The sequence below is a fragment of the Desulfosarcina sp. BuS5 genome, assembly GCF_028752835.1.
Lineage (GTDB): Bacteria > Desulfobacterota > Desulfobacteria > Desulfobacterales > BuS5 > BuS5.
Map to the genome: position 1 here is coordinate 1,037,184 of NZ_CP087952.1, position 18,887 is coordinate 1,056,070.

An 18,887-nucleotide genomic window follows, 5' to 3' on the forward strand; every position below is an offset into this window, starting at 1 on the left:
AAAATTAATATTAGATATTCCTATGATAAAAATGTTAAACTCAAACTCTCCAAATGGAGAGAGTAAGGTACTCCCCATTGTCAAGACAAAAAACAAGGTTTTTTAAGGTGCGCTTTTGAGCTATAAATAATCCTGAAAATTAAAAAAATAATAGTAAATAAAAAAAATATGTTTCTGTTTATCATAAAAATGTTCATAAACAACTTAACTAATTGATTTAATAAATAATAATACCATTCTAAAATGTTCATAACTTATTGATAAAATGTTTATAACTTTTTTGTATCTCATTAACATACTGTTAAAATTCAATATTAATATGTTTATAACTTATGCCGCACGTTGAATAGGGCATTCACCAAAATATATTATTTTTACAACCTCACATTGATCACCATTGCTGATAAATCTTGCCTGTTACTTCCTTTAATTTGTCCGATCTTAACTATCAATTTCGTAATCATCCGGCAAATTCAAAAAATCTTTTTTCGCCAATTGACTCTCAATTAAATAACCAATTTGACCATTCCTCTTGAGCTGTGAAATCATCCACTGTGGTAATCTAATTGTCACAAGCTCTCGTTTCAAATGGTCTGGTTTCTTTTTTCGACCAGCCCCTGCACGTTTTCCTCCTCTCATTTTTTTACCTCCAAAACATATAGCATGTTGAATTAAGTGTAACGCTATTCAAAAAATCATCCTAAAAATACGCTATATATTTGATTAGCGTTATGCAATATTCAAATAAACTCTACTACCAACTGATTATGTGTTGGATAGTACGCTTTTATCTTGTTTGCAGCAGGAAACATTTTTTATAATATCAATACGACTTAATGGTATTCTAATTAATTATACAAAGTGGTTCTGAAATTACCCTGGAAAAGTTTTAAAATATATCTCTGCCGGGGTCTGGTAATCCAAAGATTGATGGAGTCGTTCATTATTGTAAAAGCCAAAATATTCTCCAATGTTTTGAATAGCCTCCCTGACGGTCTCATAATTGTGAAGATAAACACGTTCATATTTCACGGTACGCCAAAGGCGCTCTACGAAAATGTTATCCAGAGCACGGCCCCGGCCGTCCATGCTGATCTTCACATCGGCTTTTTTTAAAACGCCGGTAAAGGCATCACTGGTAAACTGACTGCCTTGATCCGTGTTAAAAATCTTAGGTTTTGCAATTTTTAAGGCACCCTGTAAGGCTTTTATACAAAAATCCTTATCCAATGTGGTTGAAAATTCGTAGCTCAGGACATACCGACTAAACCAGTCTATCACTGCTACAAGATAGATAAAACCTGAATTCAAACGGATATAGGTAATATCCGTTGACCACACCTGGTCAACTTGCTCAATGGAAACGCCTCGCAGCAAGTATGGATAAATTTTATGCTCTTTTGATGCTTTGCTCAAATTTGGTTTTGGATATATAGCTTCAAGTCCCATAAGCCGCATCAAACGTCTTATTCGTTTAGGATTAACAGTGTGCCCTTGTCGCTTTAATACGGCCGTCATTTTTTCAACACCGTAGAACGGATATCGGGTATATTCTTCGTCTATCAATCGCATGAGAGCCAGGTTATAGCTCTCATCTTTGCAGGATTGATAGTAATAGGTTGATCTGTTTATTCCCAAAAGATCACACTGGCGCATTACCGGTATCAAAGAATGATTCGGCTCAATGTATTGACGCTTTATATCAATTGAGAAGGTTAGATTTTTTTTTTAGCCAGTCCAATTCGACCTTTAATTGGCCGATTTGCTGGTAAAGCTCCGCCTGGAATTCTTCAGCGTCTTTTTCTTTTTTTTGACGCTTTTTTGAAAATATATCGGGCAATTCTTCTAATAGACGCTTTCGCCATTGATTTATTTGATTTGAATGAACTCCATATTCACTAGATAGTTGAGAAATCGTCTTTTCCTTTTTAACCGTTTCAAGCGCTACTTTAGCTTTGAATGATGCACTGTAATTTTTTCGAATTTTACCCATTGATGAGCCTCCTTTTTGTTGATCAGGATTGGGGTGTCCAAAAACTCAGTTTTGTGGCTACTTTTTTTGCTCAACTTTTGGCCCTATCATGAGTGCGATTAATATCTTGGCACATTGTTGGGGTCATGAAATGCAGCATTAAAATTATCTTCCCCAACCAAATCCCGGCATTCTTTGCACTCCTGCCATATCCCTGAATGGCTGTTATTGTAATGAAAATGGCAGAGACCCTCGTGCTCGTGATGATATTGGCAATAATCTCCACCTTTTATAGATGCAAAAGAAGTGTCACAGCAAATCCATTGGTCACAACATTTTGTTTTTATTAAAGGAACAGAATCGTTTCCACAAAAGCTACAATGTTTGCCAGGGATTATTTTTGCTTGCAATCTATCATATGTCATTCAGGCACCTTCAATATTTTCAGTAAAATTTGCGTAGACCATAACAAAATGCCGTCAATAATTCAAAATTGCTGATTGAAAAAAATTATTATTCCCTATATATTCAAATATTTTAACCAAAAAGATGGTTATTGCTATGAGTAAAGTTTCAAAATTAAAAAAAGTAGAACTGCCTGGAAAGACAAAGCAGTTGATCGTACTCGTATAATTAAGTATCAGAAAGCTGAGCTGAAACGTACTAAAAATGAACGAAATAAATACAAGTCTGAACTCCGGAAAAATAGACAAGAATTAGAACAAGAACGTAAAAAGAACACATTGTCGGTTAATAGTAAGGAGGAATTGATTTTTATTTCTTTACGCCTATTTTTGGTCGGACACGTTGGATTCAGAGCAATATCAAGAATGTTTGGCATTTTACAAGCATACCTTGGGATAACCAAAATACCGTGCCCTCAAACGATCATTAACTGGGTCACCAGATATTCACTATCAAAAATCTGGAACTATAAAGGGCTTTCTTCTGTTTCTTTTGATATGGATAAGATTGTAAATGGTGCTATTTGGATGATAGATACCTCAATAGCATTGGGAGCTGGTAAAATTCTTGCTATTTTGGAGCTTAGAACTGATCATTTTAAAAATCATGAAGGTGCTCCAACTCTTGAAAACATCAATTGTGTAGCAATTTCAGTGGCGAAATCATGGACTGGAGAATCCATTGCAAATTTTTTACAAAAGGTGATTCTCATCACCGGAAAACCTGCTGCATATTTGAAAGACGGAGGAATGGACCTCATGAAAGGTGTCAGACTCCTAAATGAAAGAGGATTTTCAAGTTTCTCCATTGATGATATTTCTCATGTTGTTGCCAATCTATTAAAAAAAGAATATACAAAACATCCTTCGTATGACTGTTTTATCTCTGCTTGCGGACAAGCCTCAAAAAAATTTAAGCAAACAGTACTTGCATTTTTTGCACCCCCAAAGGTTTCGACAAAAGCTCGATTCATGAATATTCATCGAATGGTGAAATGGGCTGAAATGGTTCTTAAGCACTCACCACGGGGGCGAGTTTCAAAGGACTCTGTAGTTTCAAAACTTAGGAATTATCTTGGTAAACTTCCTGAATATAAACAGTTTATCAAGCGATTTCTTCGTGATGCATCTCCTCTTTTAAAAAGCCAGGAAATTCTTAAAGCTCAAGGCTTGAATATGAAAACCTACAAAGAGTGCAAAGAACTTTTAAAAAATATCCCTCAAAGCTCTCAAGTACGTATCGGTTTTATTACCTGGATGGAAAAACAATTAATAGTCGCTGAATCATTGGGCATGGGCAATACTGGAATGCCTATTTGTTCTGATAATATTGAATCCCTGTTTGGACTTGGTAAAACACATGGTACAGGAGAAGTAAAAGATGCAAACCGAATTGCACTTCGTTTACCGGCTTTTTGCGGATCTGTGAATAGAGAATCCGTTCGGATGGCAATGGGCGTTACAGTAAAGGAACAACAGGAAGTTGAAAATAAGTTGTTGTCTTTAACTCGGCAGCGCCGAAAAATTTTACCAACCCCCGGAAGCCTTACAGATAGTTTGTCAACTGAGTTTGACTGTGGTTTAACTCTTCTACCGGTGCCAAAAAATGATGAAAAATCAAAAGATGTAACTGATATTACAGCAAATTTTGAACAATTAGGTGGGCCCGTAAATAAGTTTACAAAACAACCTTATGCGCCCAATAATGCTGAATATAATAACCGTGCCGCAGCTTAATAAGCATTTGTTTGACCACATTCAAATATAAATAATGGGTATTATCAACATGTTAATGCTTTGTTTATAAATGGAGCAAATTGACATACATAACTTATATTCTGAAGGGGGGGCCAAATCCTGAGCAAGCTAATTATGGGGATTTAGACACCCCAGATCAGGATATACTCATTTTACACCTTAAACAACTGTCCAGTTTTTGGGGAGTATTATAATTAAACGATGAGTATCAATATGCTAAAAAAAATAATAGAATTTTAGTAGTTGTAAGTGATAGTAAATATCAAACAATTAAGTCTTTTATTCTTGATAAGAAATCTCAGCAAAATTATATGCCTAAATTAAAAACAATTTTTTAAGGATCAAAAGCCCACACTTTTTAGATTTTGGTAGTAGGAATTGTATTTTCACTAGAAAAAGTTGATTGAAAATTAATACGCTGACAAGGGTGTCAAGCATATGTGGGTTTATGCTACTTTTATAAAACTTATTAGATCTTTGAAAGGTTGTTCATTGTTACTAATAATTTTTTTCCTTGATCCGGCAGTAGTGGATGTAGGAAATAAAAAAATGAGCTGTAAATTTAAAAACCATAACAATTGTGTCAACCAGACGCTTTACCCTACGCTTTGCTACGGGTAAAGCGCAGGTTACACCAAGTCGTTGTAAACTGGGGTGTCTAAATCCCCATAATTAGCTTGCTCAGGATTTGGCCCCCCCTTCAGAATATAAGTTATGTATGTCAATTTGCTCCATTTATAAACAAAGCATTAACATGTTGATAATACCCATTATTTATATTTGAATGTGGTTAAACAAATGCTTATTAAGCTGCGGCACGGTTATTATATTCGGCATTATTGGGCGCATAAGGTTGTTTTGTAAACTTATTTACGGGCCCACCTAATTGTTCAAAATTTGCTGTAATATCAGTTACATCTTTTGATTTTTCATCATTTTTTGGCACCGGTAGAAGAGTTAAACCACAGTCAAACTCAGTTGACAAACTATCTGTAAGGCTTCCGGGGGTTGGTAAAATTTTTCGGCGCTGCCGAGTTAAAGACAACAACTTATTTTCAACTTCCTGTTGTTCCTTTACTGTAACGCCCATTGCCATCCGAACGGATTCTCTATTCACAGATCCGCAAAAAGCCGGTAAACGAAGTGCAATTCGGTTTGCATCTTTTACTTCTCCTGTACCATGTGTTTTACCAAGTCCAAACAGGGATTCAATATTATCAGAACAAATAGGCATTCCAGTATTGCCCATGCCCAATGATTCAGCAACTATTAATTGTTTTTCCATCCAGGTAATAAAACCGATGTTAAGTTGCACATTATTCTGGCATTAATTTCCTAATTACAGACCTCGGAACGTACAAAGTGAATAGAAATGCGTAAAGCCTTATTATTCAGGTAGTTAGACTATTCTCCAGTAATTTATTGGACAAGCATAATGTTGGACATTCATATGTTTAACCTATTTTATTTTAACTATTTCTTTTATTTAATGTAAATTTATTTTGTAAAAAATATTTTTTTGTGATACCTTATTAAAAATTCACATTGCGTACACCACATTAAGGTATCAATTATGCAAAAACAACTATTTCCAGATATACCAAAGAAAAAAAACGATAACACCAAAATGATTGGCGCAAATTTGTCGTTGGTTTTTAACAGAAGAAATAAGCACATGATTACCCTTAAAAACCGCGATATCATTGTTAAAAAGGTTGATATTTCTGACAAGCCGGCAAAAAAAATATTTGTTGTTGATGCCGTTGAATTGGGTGCGAATAAATCTTTATTGGCTGGTGCCCTTAATATTAGCAGACAAACGATACACAATTACATTGAGAGCAAAAAAAAATTTGGGACAGAAGGCTTATTGGGTGGATATAATCCCAAAATGGGCAAAAATCTTGAACAACATCGCAAGAGCACGCAGCACAAACGCATACAGGGCACCAAGGCTGTCATTCTCGCTAAAGAGAGAAAAGCTAAACGATTAGAAAATCAAAAAAAACAGCAGGAGCTTGATTTTGAATTCGGCGAACAACTTGTTTCAAAAGACGAACAACCATTTAAGAGCCTTCATGATTGGAAATTCACTCGTTTTGCAGGGATATTCCCTTATCTAATTGTTTTAATTAGTACAAATCAATGGCTTAAGCTGATAATGGGTTATTTTGGTTCTGCCTATAAAATATTTTTAGTTTTCTTGTTGATGGTCGCCAATAATATCAAATCCATAGAACAACTGAAAAATATTAACCAGAAAGAAGCGGGGCTTATTTTGGGCCTCAATAAATTGCCTCCAAAAAGAGATGTTTGGCAATGGTTCTATGCAGCTTGTAATTTACGATTTTCCACATCTCTTTGTAAATTATTTTTTAAGCAACAGCTTTTAGGCGGATTGGTCAGTACCTGTATATGGTTTGCAGATGGGCATCTGCTTCCATACACAGGCAGACGAAAAATTCATCTTGCCTTTAATACACAGCGCAAAATGATGATGCCGGGACAAACAAATATAGTTACATGCGATGAAAGTGGTCGTATTGTTGATTTTCAGATTCAAGAAGGAAAAGGCGATCTTAAAACTCATATTGTCGAACTGAAAAAAAAATGGGCCAAGGAACTTACAGAGCCTCCCATCATGGTCTTTGACAGAGAAGGGTATGGCGCTCCATTTTTTAACTCTCTTATTGAAGATAAAATTCCCTTTGTTACTTGGGAAAAACACGTTGATTCAAAAAAACTCAAGGAGTTAGATGATGATTGTTTTAACGAATCCTTTGAGATGAACAACAAAAAATACCGCATTTTCGAGGGTGAAAAGACCTTCACCCTGGAGGAAAATGGTAAAACTAAAACCTTTGAACTCAGGAAAATTTATCTTTGGAATCAGACCAGCAACCGTCGGACATGCTGTCTTGCATGGGATGACGGCAGACCTATAACTACTCTTCAATGCGCACAAGCTATATTGAACCGCTGGGGTGCCTCTGAAAATACATTTAAACACCTCCATGACAGGCATCCTTTTCATTATCACCCCGGCTTTAAAACATTAGATAGCGATAAACAGCTTATAGCAAATCCTGCTATCAAATCCATTGAGAAAGAAATTAAGACCGTACGTAAAAAGCTTGATAAAAAGCATAAAAAAAATTCAAGGACTAAGGAAGTTTTAAACAAAGATGGCTCAAGGCGCGAAAACAGCTTGAAAGCCTGTTTAGAATCAGGAATAAGCCAGTTAGAGGCAGAGCTCACAAAGCTCCTCAATGAGAAAAAACAACTGCCTGAAAAGGTGGATGTTTCTACTCTTGAGGATTATAATTCCTTTAAGAAGATTGATAATGAAGGAAAAAATCTTTTTGATTTTGTTACAGCTTCATTATGGAATGCGCGTAAGGATATGACTGACTGGTTATTGTGTCATTACCCGAATGAAAATGAATATGTGGACTTGTTTTATGCCATCACTCAGTCTCATGGATGGATCAAATCTGAAGCAGACAGAGTGGTTGTCCGATTGGAGCCTCTTCAACAACCAAGCCGCCGAAAAGCGCAGGAACAATTTTGTAAAAGATTGAATGCATTAAGCGCCTATATTCCGATTGGAAAAATATTACAGATTGAAGTTGGTTCGTCACCTATTTAAAAGGAAAGTGTCCAAAAAATTATGCTTAAAAAGGGTGTTGCAAAGATTGCTATTATCGGTAGTTAAAACAAATAGTTACGCCATAATGGAAAAATGGGGTTTTTCTGGGTTAACTAATTGATTTTATTATCAAAGTTTTTTTACTTTGCAACACCCTTTTAAAATGCTATTTTTTTCCGAGGTCTGTTTATTTTGGATAGCAAAGAACAACTGCATTAAAATAAACCCCAATTTCATCAATTGCTTGAAAATTGATGCTTCCATTTTATGAGCATCCTGATTTCCTTCGTTGAGAACACCAAGCAATATTTGGTTGAACTTTTCTTTGCAACTATCCAAACATTGTTCAATCTCAGAAGAGTATTTTTTTGAGCAGCTACAGTGCCTTTGATAACATGTACCATTTTAATCCTCCAATGTTGATTAATTTATTAAAAAATTAATATGGCACGCACCGTATCGAATGTTTATAGCTATTTTATATCATTGCTTAATATTAACTTTAACGGTATGTTCAATTTTGGTTACACTCAATTTTGAGTTTTATTTTTCACTGTCTGTTTTGCTAACAGCCGTTGCCGGCATTTGCCGGTTATCGCTTTTGCCGGCGTTTCTTGTTGCTTTTTTGAACGTCAGCTTCGGTAAGCATTTTACAGGTTGCACTGTTTCGGTACTCGGCGACATCTCGCCTTGCTTTTTGCAGTTTTTTTGGTAAAGTCAGCATCGCATCAACAAACATTGTTGCAGAATGCCGCAAACAGCGGTGTGTTCGCCAACTTTGCATTATTTGCAAGCGTTTAATTATGCTTTCTCAAATCCGGTTGCTTTACAAAAAGCAGGTTGTCGCAACCAGGCAGGGGTTTACAACAAAACACTACTCGTGCCAAGATAAATCCGAATCGTTGGGATAAGACACAAGGTCTTTGAAACTCGATATTGTTACCAAGTGGGTGCTCGGGAAACGGTTTGTTTCCTTCATCTCTGCAGGGCTTGCTCTGGCATTGATGTTAAGATAGTCCCACCTGACTAAAGACTAACCAGCAGGTCAGTAGCGAAGTCCACAGGTAAACCCGGTAACGGGAGTCTGGAGCTGGACGGAGCAAGATTGCAGGCTCTGTATTGAGCCCCGAAAAATGTATGGTTGTGGTCATTGTGATAATCCTGCTTGCAGGAAAAAGCCGACGCTTTGGAGACAGCGGAAGGCAGCAGTCCTGAATATGCTAAGGCAAGTATTCAGGACACCACCGGGGTCTTAGACCAGGGCATGTACTCAAAGGGGTAGCTCGGGAACTTGGGAGACCCGGATGTTTCCTTGGGTAAAAAGAACGGTAACAGGAAATCCAGCGCAAGCGAAATCCCGGCGTTGCATAGGAATGTCCCGCCTTGCAACGAGTCTGCCATTGGCAGAAACACAAACATTAAAAGATGGGCGATACAAGGTATCAGGGGAGGATAGCGAAGAGCGAACGAACCTGAGATAAACATTCGGAAGTCTTAGCAGATCATAGTACCGATGATTAAGAATTGAACTATCTTGATCGGAAAGGTGGGGAAGTGATGCCCAAGCGACCCACTGCAGGGAAGGTGAAGCAGGGTATAACGTTTTTTTGGCAGGAATTATGGGAGATACACAGATGTCACAAACCATATCAACAAAAAGCCGAGAAATTGCAAGAACGGTCGCTTGCAATTCCAGACCGATAGAATGGGGACAACCACCGGTGTTAACAGGTGGGTCATCCCTTATCAAAATCGAGCTGCTTGCTCAAAGTAATCCTGAACTGGTATTTACATCAGTAGTCCATCGGATAGACTTTGATTTACTGAAACAATCCTTTCGTAAAATTCGGAAAAGCAAATCTGCAGGAGTGGACAAGGTTACGGCAAAGGAGTATGCCGAAAATCTTGATCAAAACCTCTATAATCTGTATGAACGACTGCGGAGAGGACAGTACGTTGCGTCTCCTGTAAAGCGTATCTGGATAGACAAGGAAGGAGGGAAAAAGCGTCCAATTGGCATACCTGTACTTGAGGATAAAATTGTCCAGAAAGCAGCAGCAGCCATATTGAATGTCATATTTGACAGGAATTTTTACAATTTTTCCCATGCATTCAGAAAAGGTCGGAGCCAACACATGGCAATCAAAGATTTACGTGAGCAATGCTTGAAGCAGAATATCAGCTGGATAGTAAGCGCAGATATTACAGGACTATTTGACAATATTAATCACGAGTTACTTAAAGACATGATACGTCGGAGAGTAAGTGACGGCGGAATGATTCGCCTGATAGGGAAGTGGTTGAATGCAGGCGTAATGGAGGAAGGCAACCTGACGTACTCTGAAACGGGCACTCCACAGGGAGGAGTAATTTCCCCTGTGCTCAGTAATATCTTTCTTCATTATGTTTTAGATGACTGGTACGTGAAAGAAGTGATCCCCCGGATGAAAGGGAGATGCTCCATCATACGCTGGGCGGATGATTTCATCCTCGGGTTCGAGTATGAAAAAGACGCATTGCGTGTCATGGATGTATTACCCAGGCGGTTCGAACAGTTCGAGCTGTCACTTCACCCGGAAAAGACAAAACTGATTCGATTTTCCAAACGCATTAGCGGAAAGGGAAACGGGACGTTTGATTTTTTAGGGTTTACATTTTACTGGTCAAAATCATTAAAAGGGTACATGGTAATAAAGAAAAAGACGGCAAGAAAGCGTTCAAGCCGTTTTATGAAGAGAATATGGATATGGTGCAAGGATAACCGTCATAAGCCAATGGCCGAGCAGTATGAGATTCTTTGCAGTAAACTGCGAGGTTTTTACCAGTACTTTGGAGTAATAAGTAACTACAAAGTGCTGGAAGTTGTGTTTGAATATACTGAGAAAGCATGGCGTCGATGGTTAAGCCGAAGAAGTCACAAGGGCGAAGTAATGTTCGAGGACTTGCGCACAACATACCCACTGCCATTACCCAGAATAGTCCATAATATTTGATGCCGTAAGGGCTGCAAAGTTATACGCCAAACGGGGTGTCGCCTGTTTGGTTGATAATCCGGTAAAAAGGATTTGAACCGAGGAACCGTATGAGGGAAATCTTCACGTACGGGTCTGTAGGGGGGGCGTCGGGTAACCGATGCTCCTACCTGGAACCCGACCGCCAACAGCGGCGCTTTTTTTTAAACGCTCTCTTCCGCATAAATGTTGTCGTTTGCGGAACGTATTCCCACGCATGTTGGCGGCCGGTGAGTTCATCGTTATATGAGAATAAAAAAATATGATTGATTCTACAACAAAAAAACAGGTAATTGCAGTTCAAAAAGGGAATTTAATTTCTATAAAAATCTATTCTTGGGGAGATCTGCCAATACTTGAGGATTATTTAGAAGATAAACTTCAAATAGAAATTGAATCATTTAAATCAATAAAAGATGAAAACGGGAATGAAATTGGGAGTGAGTTATTTTTTCCAAGCATTCATAGTTTACAGTTAATACAAGAAACTATTAATGAAATTGAATAATCATATAACAAAGCAAATTATCGTGCCAAGATAAATCCGAATCGTTGGGATAAGACACAAGGTCTTTGAAACTCGATATTGTTACCAAGTGGGTGCTCGAAAAACAGTCTGTTTCCTTCATCTCTGCAGGGCTTGCTCTGGCATTGATGTTAAGATAGTCCCATCTGACTAAAGACTAACCAGCAGGTCAGTAGCGAAGTCCACAGGCAAAACCGGTAACGGGAGTCTGAAGCTGGATAGAGCAAGATTGCAGGCTCTGTATTGAGCCCCGAAAAATGTATAGTTGTGGTCATTGGATAATTCGCCTTTGGCGGAGAAAGCCGACGCTTTGGATGCAGCGGAAGGCAGCAGTCCTGAATATGCTAAGGCAAGTATTCAGGACACCACCGGGGTCTTAGACCAGGGCATGTTCTCAGAGGGGTAGCTCGGGAACTTGGGAGATCCGGATGTTTCCTTGGGTAAAAGAACGGTAACAGGATATCCAGCATAAGCGAAATCCCGGCGTTGCATAGGAGAGTCCAGACATGCAACGAGTCTGCTTATGGCAGAAACACAAACATTAAAAGACGGGCGATACAAGGTATCAGGGGAGGATAGCGAAGAGCGAACGAACCTGAGATAAACATTCGGAAGTCTTAGCAGATCATAGTACCGATGATTAAAAATTGAACTATCTTGATCGGAAAGGTGGGGAAGTGATGCCCAAGCGACCCACTGCAGGGAAGGTGAAGCAGGGTATAACGTTTTTTTTGGCAGGAATTATGGGAGATACACAGAGGTCACAAACCATATCAACAAAAAGCCGAGAAATTGCAAGAACGGTCGCTTGCAATTCCAGACCGATAGAATGGGGACAACCACCGGTGTTAACAGGTGGGTCATCCCTTATCAAAATCGAGCTGCTTGCTCAAAATAATCATGAACTGGTATTTACATCAGTAGTCCATCGGATAGACTTTGATTTACTGAAACAATCCTTTCGTAAAATTCGGAAAAGCGAATCTGCAGGAGTGGGCAAGGTTACGGCAAAGGAGTATGCCGAAAATCTTGATCAAAACCTCTATAATCTGTATGAACGACTGCGGAGAGGACAGTACGTTGCGTCTCCTGTAAAGCGTATCTGGATAGACAAGGAAGGAGGGGAAAAGCGTCCAATTGGCTACCTGTACTTGAGGATAAAATTGTCCAGAAAGCAGCAGCAGCCATGACAGTGTCTGCCTTTTTTCAACGCTGGCAAATAGTTTTATTTTCACAGTATTAGCGGAAAAGCATCAAAACTTACGAAGTTGCGCTATTAATGCCTTCTTTATATCTTCATCTAAATTATATCTTCATCTAAATTTTTTAAAAAATTAAGGGCATCTTTCATTAATGCCCAAAAGTAGTTAACACTTTTTTTTAATGTCAGAATCAGTATTTTACCGCAGAGTTCGCTGAGAACGCTGAGATATTACATTAAAAATCAAGTAGTTTTCTCTACGTTTTTTGCGTTCTCGGCGGTAAAATTTAATTTTTTATACAAAATAAATGTAAACTGAGAATGAAGGATGCCAAATTAAGCATGTTAAAAACTTTACAAATTGGTTTAATCTGAAGTACAATACTACTGGTCACTTGTGCCAAAGGCTATACCACATAAATTCAAAAAATGAAAAATTTTGGGAACAAGATGAAAAAGCTGCCAATCGGAATTTCAACATTCAGGGATATCATTGAAGAGGGATATGTTTACATCGACAAGACTTTTTTTGTTAAAAAACTTGTCGATAGTGGAAGATACTATTTTCTATCGCGTCCCCGCAGATTCGGCAAGAGCCTTTTCCTTGACACATTAAAATCTGCTTTTGAAGGAAAAAAGGAATTATTTAAGGGCTTGTACCTTGAAAATCATTGGGACTGGGAAGCAGAGTATCCTGTAATAAAGATAAGCTTTGGCGCCGGTCTCCTGCGGAACAGGACCGAGCTTGATCAAACCTTTAAGGCAATGTTTTCAAGATGGGAAGAAAAATTTGATATTAAATTAGCGGATCTTAATTATAAAGAGAATTTTAAAGAATTAATAGAAAAGCTGTATCATCGTTATAATCAGAAAGTAGTAATTTTAGTTGACGAATACGACAAGCCCATTCTTGATAATATCACAGATCAAAACAAAGCGGAAGAGATGCGGGAAAACCTGAAAAATTTTTATTCCGTGATTAAAGATTCAGATGCTTGTATTAAATTTGTATTTTTAACAGGAGTCTCAAAATTTTCAAAAGTAAGCCTCTTTAGCGGGCTCAATAACCTTGAAGATATAACCCTTAATCGTGATTATTCAATTATTTGCGGTTATACTCAAAATGATCTTGAAAGGGAATTTGCAGACAGGTTGCAGCAGGCTGATTTAAATGAAATAAAAAAGTGGTATAATGGTTACAACTGGCTTGGTGAATCGGTTTATAATCCTTTTGATATCCTTTTGTTTTTGTCTAATAATTGTGAATTCAGGAACTACTGGTTTGAAACAGGCAGTCCTGCTTTTTTAATAAAACTTTTTAAAAAAAATAAGTATTTCATACCTGATCTTGAAAAAGTAGAAGTCTCGGAAAGTCTCCTGGGAAGTTTTGATGTCGATTTTATTGAGCTTGAAACACTTCTTTTTCAAGCCGGATATCTGACCATAAAAAAACAAAAACGGGTTGGGCCCAGGTTAAAATATGAACTTGAATATCCGAATATAGAGGTACAGTATTCTCTCAACGATTATATTCTTGATTATTTGATATCTGATCCGGTCGGCAAATCAAGGCACCAGGATGCGCTTTATTATTCCCTTGAAGCAGGTGATCCTGAAAGGCTGCATTCCGCTATGAAACTTTTGTTTGCAGCTATTCCGTATAATAACTTTTCCAAAAGCAGGATCCATGAATATGAGGGATATTATGCCTCGGTGATCTACAGCTATTTTGCCGCTCTTGGGATTGAACTGATAGCAGAGGATGTGACCAATAAAGGCAGGATCGATTTAACTTTAAAACTCGATGACAAGGTTTATATAATTGAATTCAAGGTAGCGGAAAATTCGGATGATGATAAGGAGAAGGACTTGCCTTTGCAACAGATAAAGAAAAAAGGGTACAGTGAAAAATATACAGACAAACAAAAATCAGTTTATCTGATAGGGATCACCTTTAGCAAAAAAGAGAGAAATGTCAGCTCCTTTGAATGGGAAATGGTGGAATTGAAATGAAAACATTCCTTGATTGTATGCCCTGTTTTTTATCCCAGACATTGCAGGTTGTCAGGATATCTACCGATGATAAAAATATACATTTTCTGGCTTTGAAAAAGGTTATGGAGCAGCTCTCTTCCGTCTCTCTTACGGCCTCTCCGCCGGAGATTTCTCGTGAGGTTTATGAGGCTGTCAGAAAAATTACTTATGTTAACGATCCCTATAAAAAAGCAAAAATGGAGCAGAACAGACTGGCCCTGGCGTTAAGTTCCGAGCTTAAAAACATCATCAAGGAGTCTGACGATCCTCTTTATCTGGCCTTAAAACTTGCCATTGCCGGAAATATCATAGACCTTGGGATTAAAAAGAGGATTGATGATTTAAAGGGAGAAATTTTTAATACTATTAATATTCCCCTGTCCATAAACCATTACCCTGAATTCAAGAAAAAAATTTTGAAAGCTCAAACGCTTCTTTATCTTGGAGATAATGCCGGCGAAATTGTATTTGACAAGATTTTTATAGAAGAGATAAAGAAGATAAAAAATATAAAGGTGACATTTGTTGTCAGGGGCGCCCCGATTATCAATGATGTAACCATGGCGGATGCGGATTTTGTTAAAATGGATGAGGTCGCGGAGGTTGTCTCCAATGGATTCGATGCGCCCGGAACAATTTTGCAAAGATGCGATCCGATAATTTCCGAATTGTTTTCCCGTGCTGATATGGTTATATCCAAGGGACAGGGCAACTATGAATCGCTCAGTGGTCAGGGTAAGGAGATATTTTTTCTCTTAAAGGCGAAGTGTCATGTTGTGGCGCGTGATATAGGGGTAAATGAAGGTGATGCAATCCTGATGGCGCCGTATATTGCCGCCCGGAGTTGCATATCCGTGACTGGTGATCCCCCGGCCATGGAAGAAAAAATTGTTTCAGCTTGCGGGCGCAGTCCCGGCAATACTTTTGAAGCGCCCTGGAATGATGAATTCGGTCTTATAGAAAAGCTTTTGCAGCATATGCCAGGCATACCTGAGGCGGGCTCGATTATCAAAGTTCCGGCCGGGGATGACGCTGCTCTTTTGTCACAGATTAACCGGCCGGTTATAACTACGGACACACAAAAGGAGGGCGTACACTTCAGGTTAAGCTGGCAAACACCGGCCGAGATCGGGAGTAAGGCCGTTGAAATAACACTCAGCGATCTGGCCGCTTCATACGCAACACCGGTTGCTGTTTTTATCAATCTTGCGCTTCCCCGATATATCTCGGAAAGGATGGTTATAGACTTATATCAAGGTGTCAAAAAAGCTCTTGAAAAGCATAACTGCGTTCTGGGAGGCGGCAACATTTCTGCTGCTGATGTTTTTTCCCTGGATTTGTTCGCAATCGGTGAAGCCCATGCAGAAATTTTTCCGGTCCGTTCAGGAGCAAAACCCGGCCAGGGATTGTTTGCAACCGGAATGCTGGGACTTGCGCGGGCCGGTCTTGAAGCGTTGATAAAAAAGGACGCCGGGTTTGAACCGCTTGTGGATAAGTTTAAATTTCCAGTTGCCAGGTTTGATGCCGCGGCAATTTTGTTAAAAAACGGGGTCAGGACAGTAATCGATATCAGTGACGGACTGGCCGGAGATGCGCTGCATATTGCAAGAGCATCGAATATTTGTATAGAATTAGATGTGTCGGCAGTCGAGTTTGATGATCTGTTGCTATCTTTTTGTAAAAAATACAGCCTTGATCCAGTAGAGATTTTTATTTCAGGCGGCGAAGACTATGAGCTGCTATTTACTTGCACGGATGAAATCTTTGCAACAATAAAAAATGATATTCCTTCCGCTATAATGGTGGGCCGATGTTTTCCCTTTGCGGGCAGGCATCTGGGTAATCTTCCGCCTGGGGTATCCTCTTTTCAGCATGGCTTATAGACTTTAAGATAAAGATTTTGGGTGCGTTATCGGTCGTCGGAGTATTATAATACGCCTTCCTCCCTCTGGCCTTCCCAAAATCATTATCTTAAAGTCTATAGTCTTTTAGGAATTTATTTATTATGCGTACGGCATTGACTATTGCAGGTTCCGATCCTTCAGGCGGCGCAGGCATACAGGCGGACATAAAGACTTTTCAGGCTCATGGTATCTTCGGGATGAGTGTTATAACCGCTGTTACCGTACAGAATACCCGAAAGGTCTATAACGTGCAGGAGCTGGAGCCGGAAATTGTTGCCGGGCAGATTCTTTGTCTGTTTGACGACATTGAGATTCACGCGGTGAAGATAGGAATGGTTTCCAGTATCAGACTTATAGCAGTAATTGCGGATACATTAAAGAAAGTTGATCTGCCGTATGTTATACTGGATCCTGTCATGATTTCAAAAAGCGGATACAGGCTGCTTAAAGAGGATGCCTGTGAAGCGCTTGTGAAGACCCTTTTCCCTGTTGCCGATGTGGTTACTCCTAATATTCATGAGGCTGAAGCTATTACCGGAAAAAAAATTGAGTCTGTAGCTGACATGAAAGAAACAGCCGGTGAATTATTGCTCCTTGGATCAAAAAAGGTGGTTGTAAAAGGGGGGCATTTAAAAGGGAAGGTCTCAGTCGATGTGGCGTATGACGGTGTAACATACCGGGAATATCAAAGTGACCGCATAGAAACAAAGAATACCCATGGCACAGGATGCACATTTTCGTCCGCAATTGCGGCAAATATGGCTGCCGGCAATGATTTTTTTCAATCTGTAGCTAATGCAAAAGAATATATTACCGGGGCAATTCTTCACTCGCTTTCCATAGGAAAAGGGCACGGCCCTCCTAATCATTTTTTTAATATGCCATTCAGTTTACAAACAGAAGCAACAGTCAATCTATAGATTGTCACATAAATAATTTCACTGCGTTATCGGTCGTCGCAGTAGGGGTTCAAGATTTTGAACCCCTACTCCCTCCGGCCTTGTGCCAAATTTTAAAATCAGGTAATTATCTGACGGTCTATATCTAAGGTAAGCTTATCCGCACTTGATACTGGTGTTCTCGCTCACGAAATGGGGCATTATATTATCTGCACATATTCTCAGAAATTTACAAACTGAATAACTGTTTGATATTGTTAACTTTGGTGGATTCGTCGCTATGCTCCTTAATCCACCCTACAATTTTATATAAAAAAGCTGGTAGTTTGTAGGGTGGATTAAGCGAAGCGAATCCACCAAAAAGTATTGAAAAACATTGATTGTTAATCAATTTTTTTACCATAACTATCAGATAGTTATAATGAGGTAAAATGAGTTTGTAAATTTCTGATTCTTTGATCCCTCCTCCTGCGAATGCGCAGGAAATTTTATGTCAGTACCTTGATAAATATATTCAGGCTAAAGAGTATCCCGGGTTGGTGTTTCCAGGATAGCAGGGTTTCCAAAAAAATCTGTAGATTATCCTGACATCCTGCTGTCATGACCAGCTATCCTCCATATGATCTTCGACATTAAAACCTGTCAATAATCTCCACAAAACTCCACTAATTGTTGAAAAAAAAATTTATGGAACATTTTTTTGCTTATATATCCTATATTATTAGAATTATTTGTTCAAAATTACAAAATCCCACTTATTTGGATGAATTTTTTTACGCTTCTGTGAATAATATTTAATTAAAGCAAGACGTTAGCATGTTATCGATTTTAATGTAAGAAATGGCAATTATATTAGATAACATGTTGGAATATTTGATACTCCCAAGTATGAATGCCAGTTTAGGTTTTTATAAAGAATCAATTTTAAATTTTTTTTATTGACACAGGCTTTATTTTATATGTAATCGATATAAAATTGTAAGTATAGTGGTTTTTAGTGGAGCTTTTGGGATGTTCTATGTTTCGCGGTAGTTCCTTTCATACAATCGATGCCAAAGGCCGGATTATTGTTCCGGTCAGATTCCGCAGCCTCATCCAGGCCGGCGGAGGTAACGGTGTTATGGTGTCCAAGCTGGATAACGGCCTTGTGGCATATCCATTTGATGAATGGAGCAGGATAGAAAATAGTATAATGTCAGCGCCTCAAAAGGATGAATTGATGCGCAGATTCATAAGGGTTTTTATAGGCTCGGCTGCTGAATGTTTTAGCGACAAACAGGAGCGTATCCTGATTCCGCCGCCTTTACGACATTATGCCGGATTGGAGAAGGAAATTGTGCTTGTAGGCGTGCTTACACATTTTGAGATCAGATCCAGGGAAAACTGGGATAAAGAAAATGCGCAGCAGGAAGATGATATGACGCAAGCGGAGGTGGGAGCTGAAATCGCGAAATTGCTCCTCTGATCCT

13 protein-coding genes are annotated in these 18,887 nt (G+C 38.7%); 9 read left to right on the forward strand and 4 right to left on the reverse strand.

What is annotated here, in order from left to right; translation table 11 throughout:
- Positions 1–441: 441 nt before the first annotated feature.
- The 3 genes from BuS5_RS05105 to BuS5_RS05115 all read right to left on the reverse strand — a co-directional run bounded on the left by BuS5_RS05105 (position 442) and on the right by BuS5_RS05115 (position 2,397).
- The gene (locus BuS5_RS05105; protein ID WP_274427654.1) at positions 442–639 is read right to left on the reverse strand and encodes a hypothetical protein; all 198 of its coding nucleotides are present in this window, start codon (positions 637–639) and stop codon (positions 442–444) included.
- 234 nt (positions 640–873) lie between these two features.
- Positions 874–1,993 (reverse strand): IS3 family transposase gene (locus BuS5_RS05110; RefSeq protein WP_245266731.1). Its coding sequence is split into 2 segments (ribosomal slippage): positions 874–1,719 and positions 1,721–1,993, totalling 1,119 coding nucleotides; the frame shifts between segments, so codons are not numbered across the junction.
- 98 nt (positions 1,994–2,091) lie between these two features.
- Positions 2,092–2,397, reverse strand: coding sequence for a hypothetical protein (locus BuS5_RS05115; RefSeq protein WP_274427721.1), 306 nt, complete (start codon positions 2,395–2,397; stop codon positions 2,092–2,094).
- Between the two features lie 405 nt (positions 2,398–2,802).
- Between BuS5_RS05115 and BuS5_RS05120 the strand changes: the two genes are divergently transcribed.
- Complete coding sequence (locus BuS5_RS05120) at positions 2,803–4,173, forward strand: hypothetical protein (RefSeq protein ID WP_274427705.1); 1,371 nt, start codon at positions 2,803–2,805, stop codon at positions 4,171–4,173.
- Positions 4,174–4,999: 826 nt separating this feature from the next.
- On the opposite strand, the gene BuS5_RS05125 is transcribed toward BuS5_RS05120, so the two are convergent.
- Positions 5,000–5,509 carry a hypothetical protein gene (locus tag BuS5_RS05125; protein WP_274428072.1) on the reverse strand — a complete coding sequence of 170 codons (510 nt, stop codon included), beginning with the start codon at positions 5,507–5,509 and terminating at the stop codon, positions 5,000–5,002.
- 258 nt (positions 5,510–5,767) lie between these two features.
- Here BuS5_RS05125 and BuS5_RS05130 point away from each other — a divergent pair, with 258 nt between their 5' ends.
- The 8 genes from BuS5_RS05130 (at position 5,768) to mraZ (ending at position 18,883) form a co-directional block, all read left to right on the forward strand.
- On the forward strand, positions 5,768–7,843 hold the full coding sequence (locus BuS5_RS05130) for a putative transposase (protein ID WP_274427741.1): 2,076 nt from the start codon (positions 5,768–5,770) through the stop codon (positions 7,841–7,843).
- Positions 7,844–9,462: 1,619 nt separating this feature from the next.
- Entirely contained in the window at positions 9,463–10,836 is a 1,374-nt protein-coding gene (gene ltrA / locus BuS5_RS05135) for a group II intron reverse transcriptase/maturase (protein WP_036019348.1), read from the forward strand.
- Between the two features lie 280 nt (positions 10,837–11,116).
- On the forward strand, positions 11,117–11,362 hold the full coding sequence (locus BuS5_RS05140) for a hypothetical protein (RefSeq protein ID WP_274428073.1): 246 nt from the start codon (positions 11,117–11,119) through the stop codon (positions 11,360–11,362).
- A 761-nt stretch (positions 11,363–12,123) separates the two neighbouring features.
- Positions 12,124–12,570 carry a hypothetical protein gene (locus BuS5_RS05145; RefSeq protein ID WP_274428074.1) on the forward strand — a complete coding sequence of 149 codons (447 nt, stop codon included), beginning with the start codon at positions 12,124–12,126 and terminating at the stop codon, positions 12,568–12,570.
- A 461-nt stretch (positions 12,571–13,031) separates the two neighbouring features.
- The gene (locus tag BuS5_RS05150; RefSeq protein WP_027355196.1) at positions 13,032–14,594 is read left to right on the forward strand and encodes an ATP-binding protein; all 1,563 of its coding nucleotides are present in this window, start codon (positions 13,032–13,034) and stop codon (positions 14,592–14,594) included.
- Positions 14,591–16,498 (forward strand): thiamine-phosphate kinase, encoded by a 1,908-nt coding sequence (gene thiL, locus BuS5_RS05155; protein ID WP_051375282.1) that lies wholly within the window; start codon positions 14,591–14,593, stop codon positions 16,496–16,498. The genes BuS5_RS05150 and thiL overlap by 4 nt, the downstream gene beginning before the upstream one ends.
- Before the next feature lie 122 nt (positions 16,499–16,620).
- The gene (gene thiD / locus BuS5_RS05160) at positions 16,621–17,439 is read left to right on the forward strand and encodes a bifunctional hydroxymethylpyrimidine kinase/phosphomethylpyrimidine kinase (protein WP_027355197.1); all 819 of its coding nucleotides are present in this window, start codon (positions 16,621–16,623) and stop codon (positions 17,437–17,439) included.
- A gap of 997 nt (positions 17,440–18,436) precedes the next feature.
- On the forward strand, positions 18,437–18,883 hold the full coding sequence (gene mraZ / locus BuS5_RS05165; protein WP_027355198.1) for a division/cell wall cluster transcriptional repressor MraZ: 447 nt from the start codon (positions 18,437–18,439) through the stop codon (positions 18,881–18,883).
- Positions 18,884–18,887: the final 4 nt, after the last annotated feature.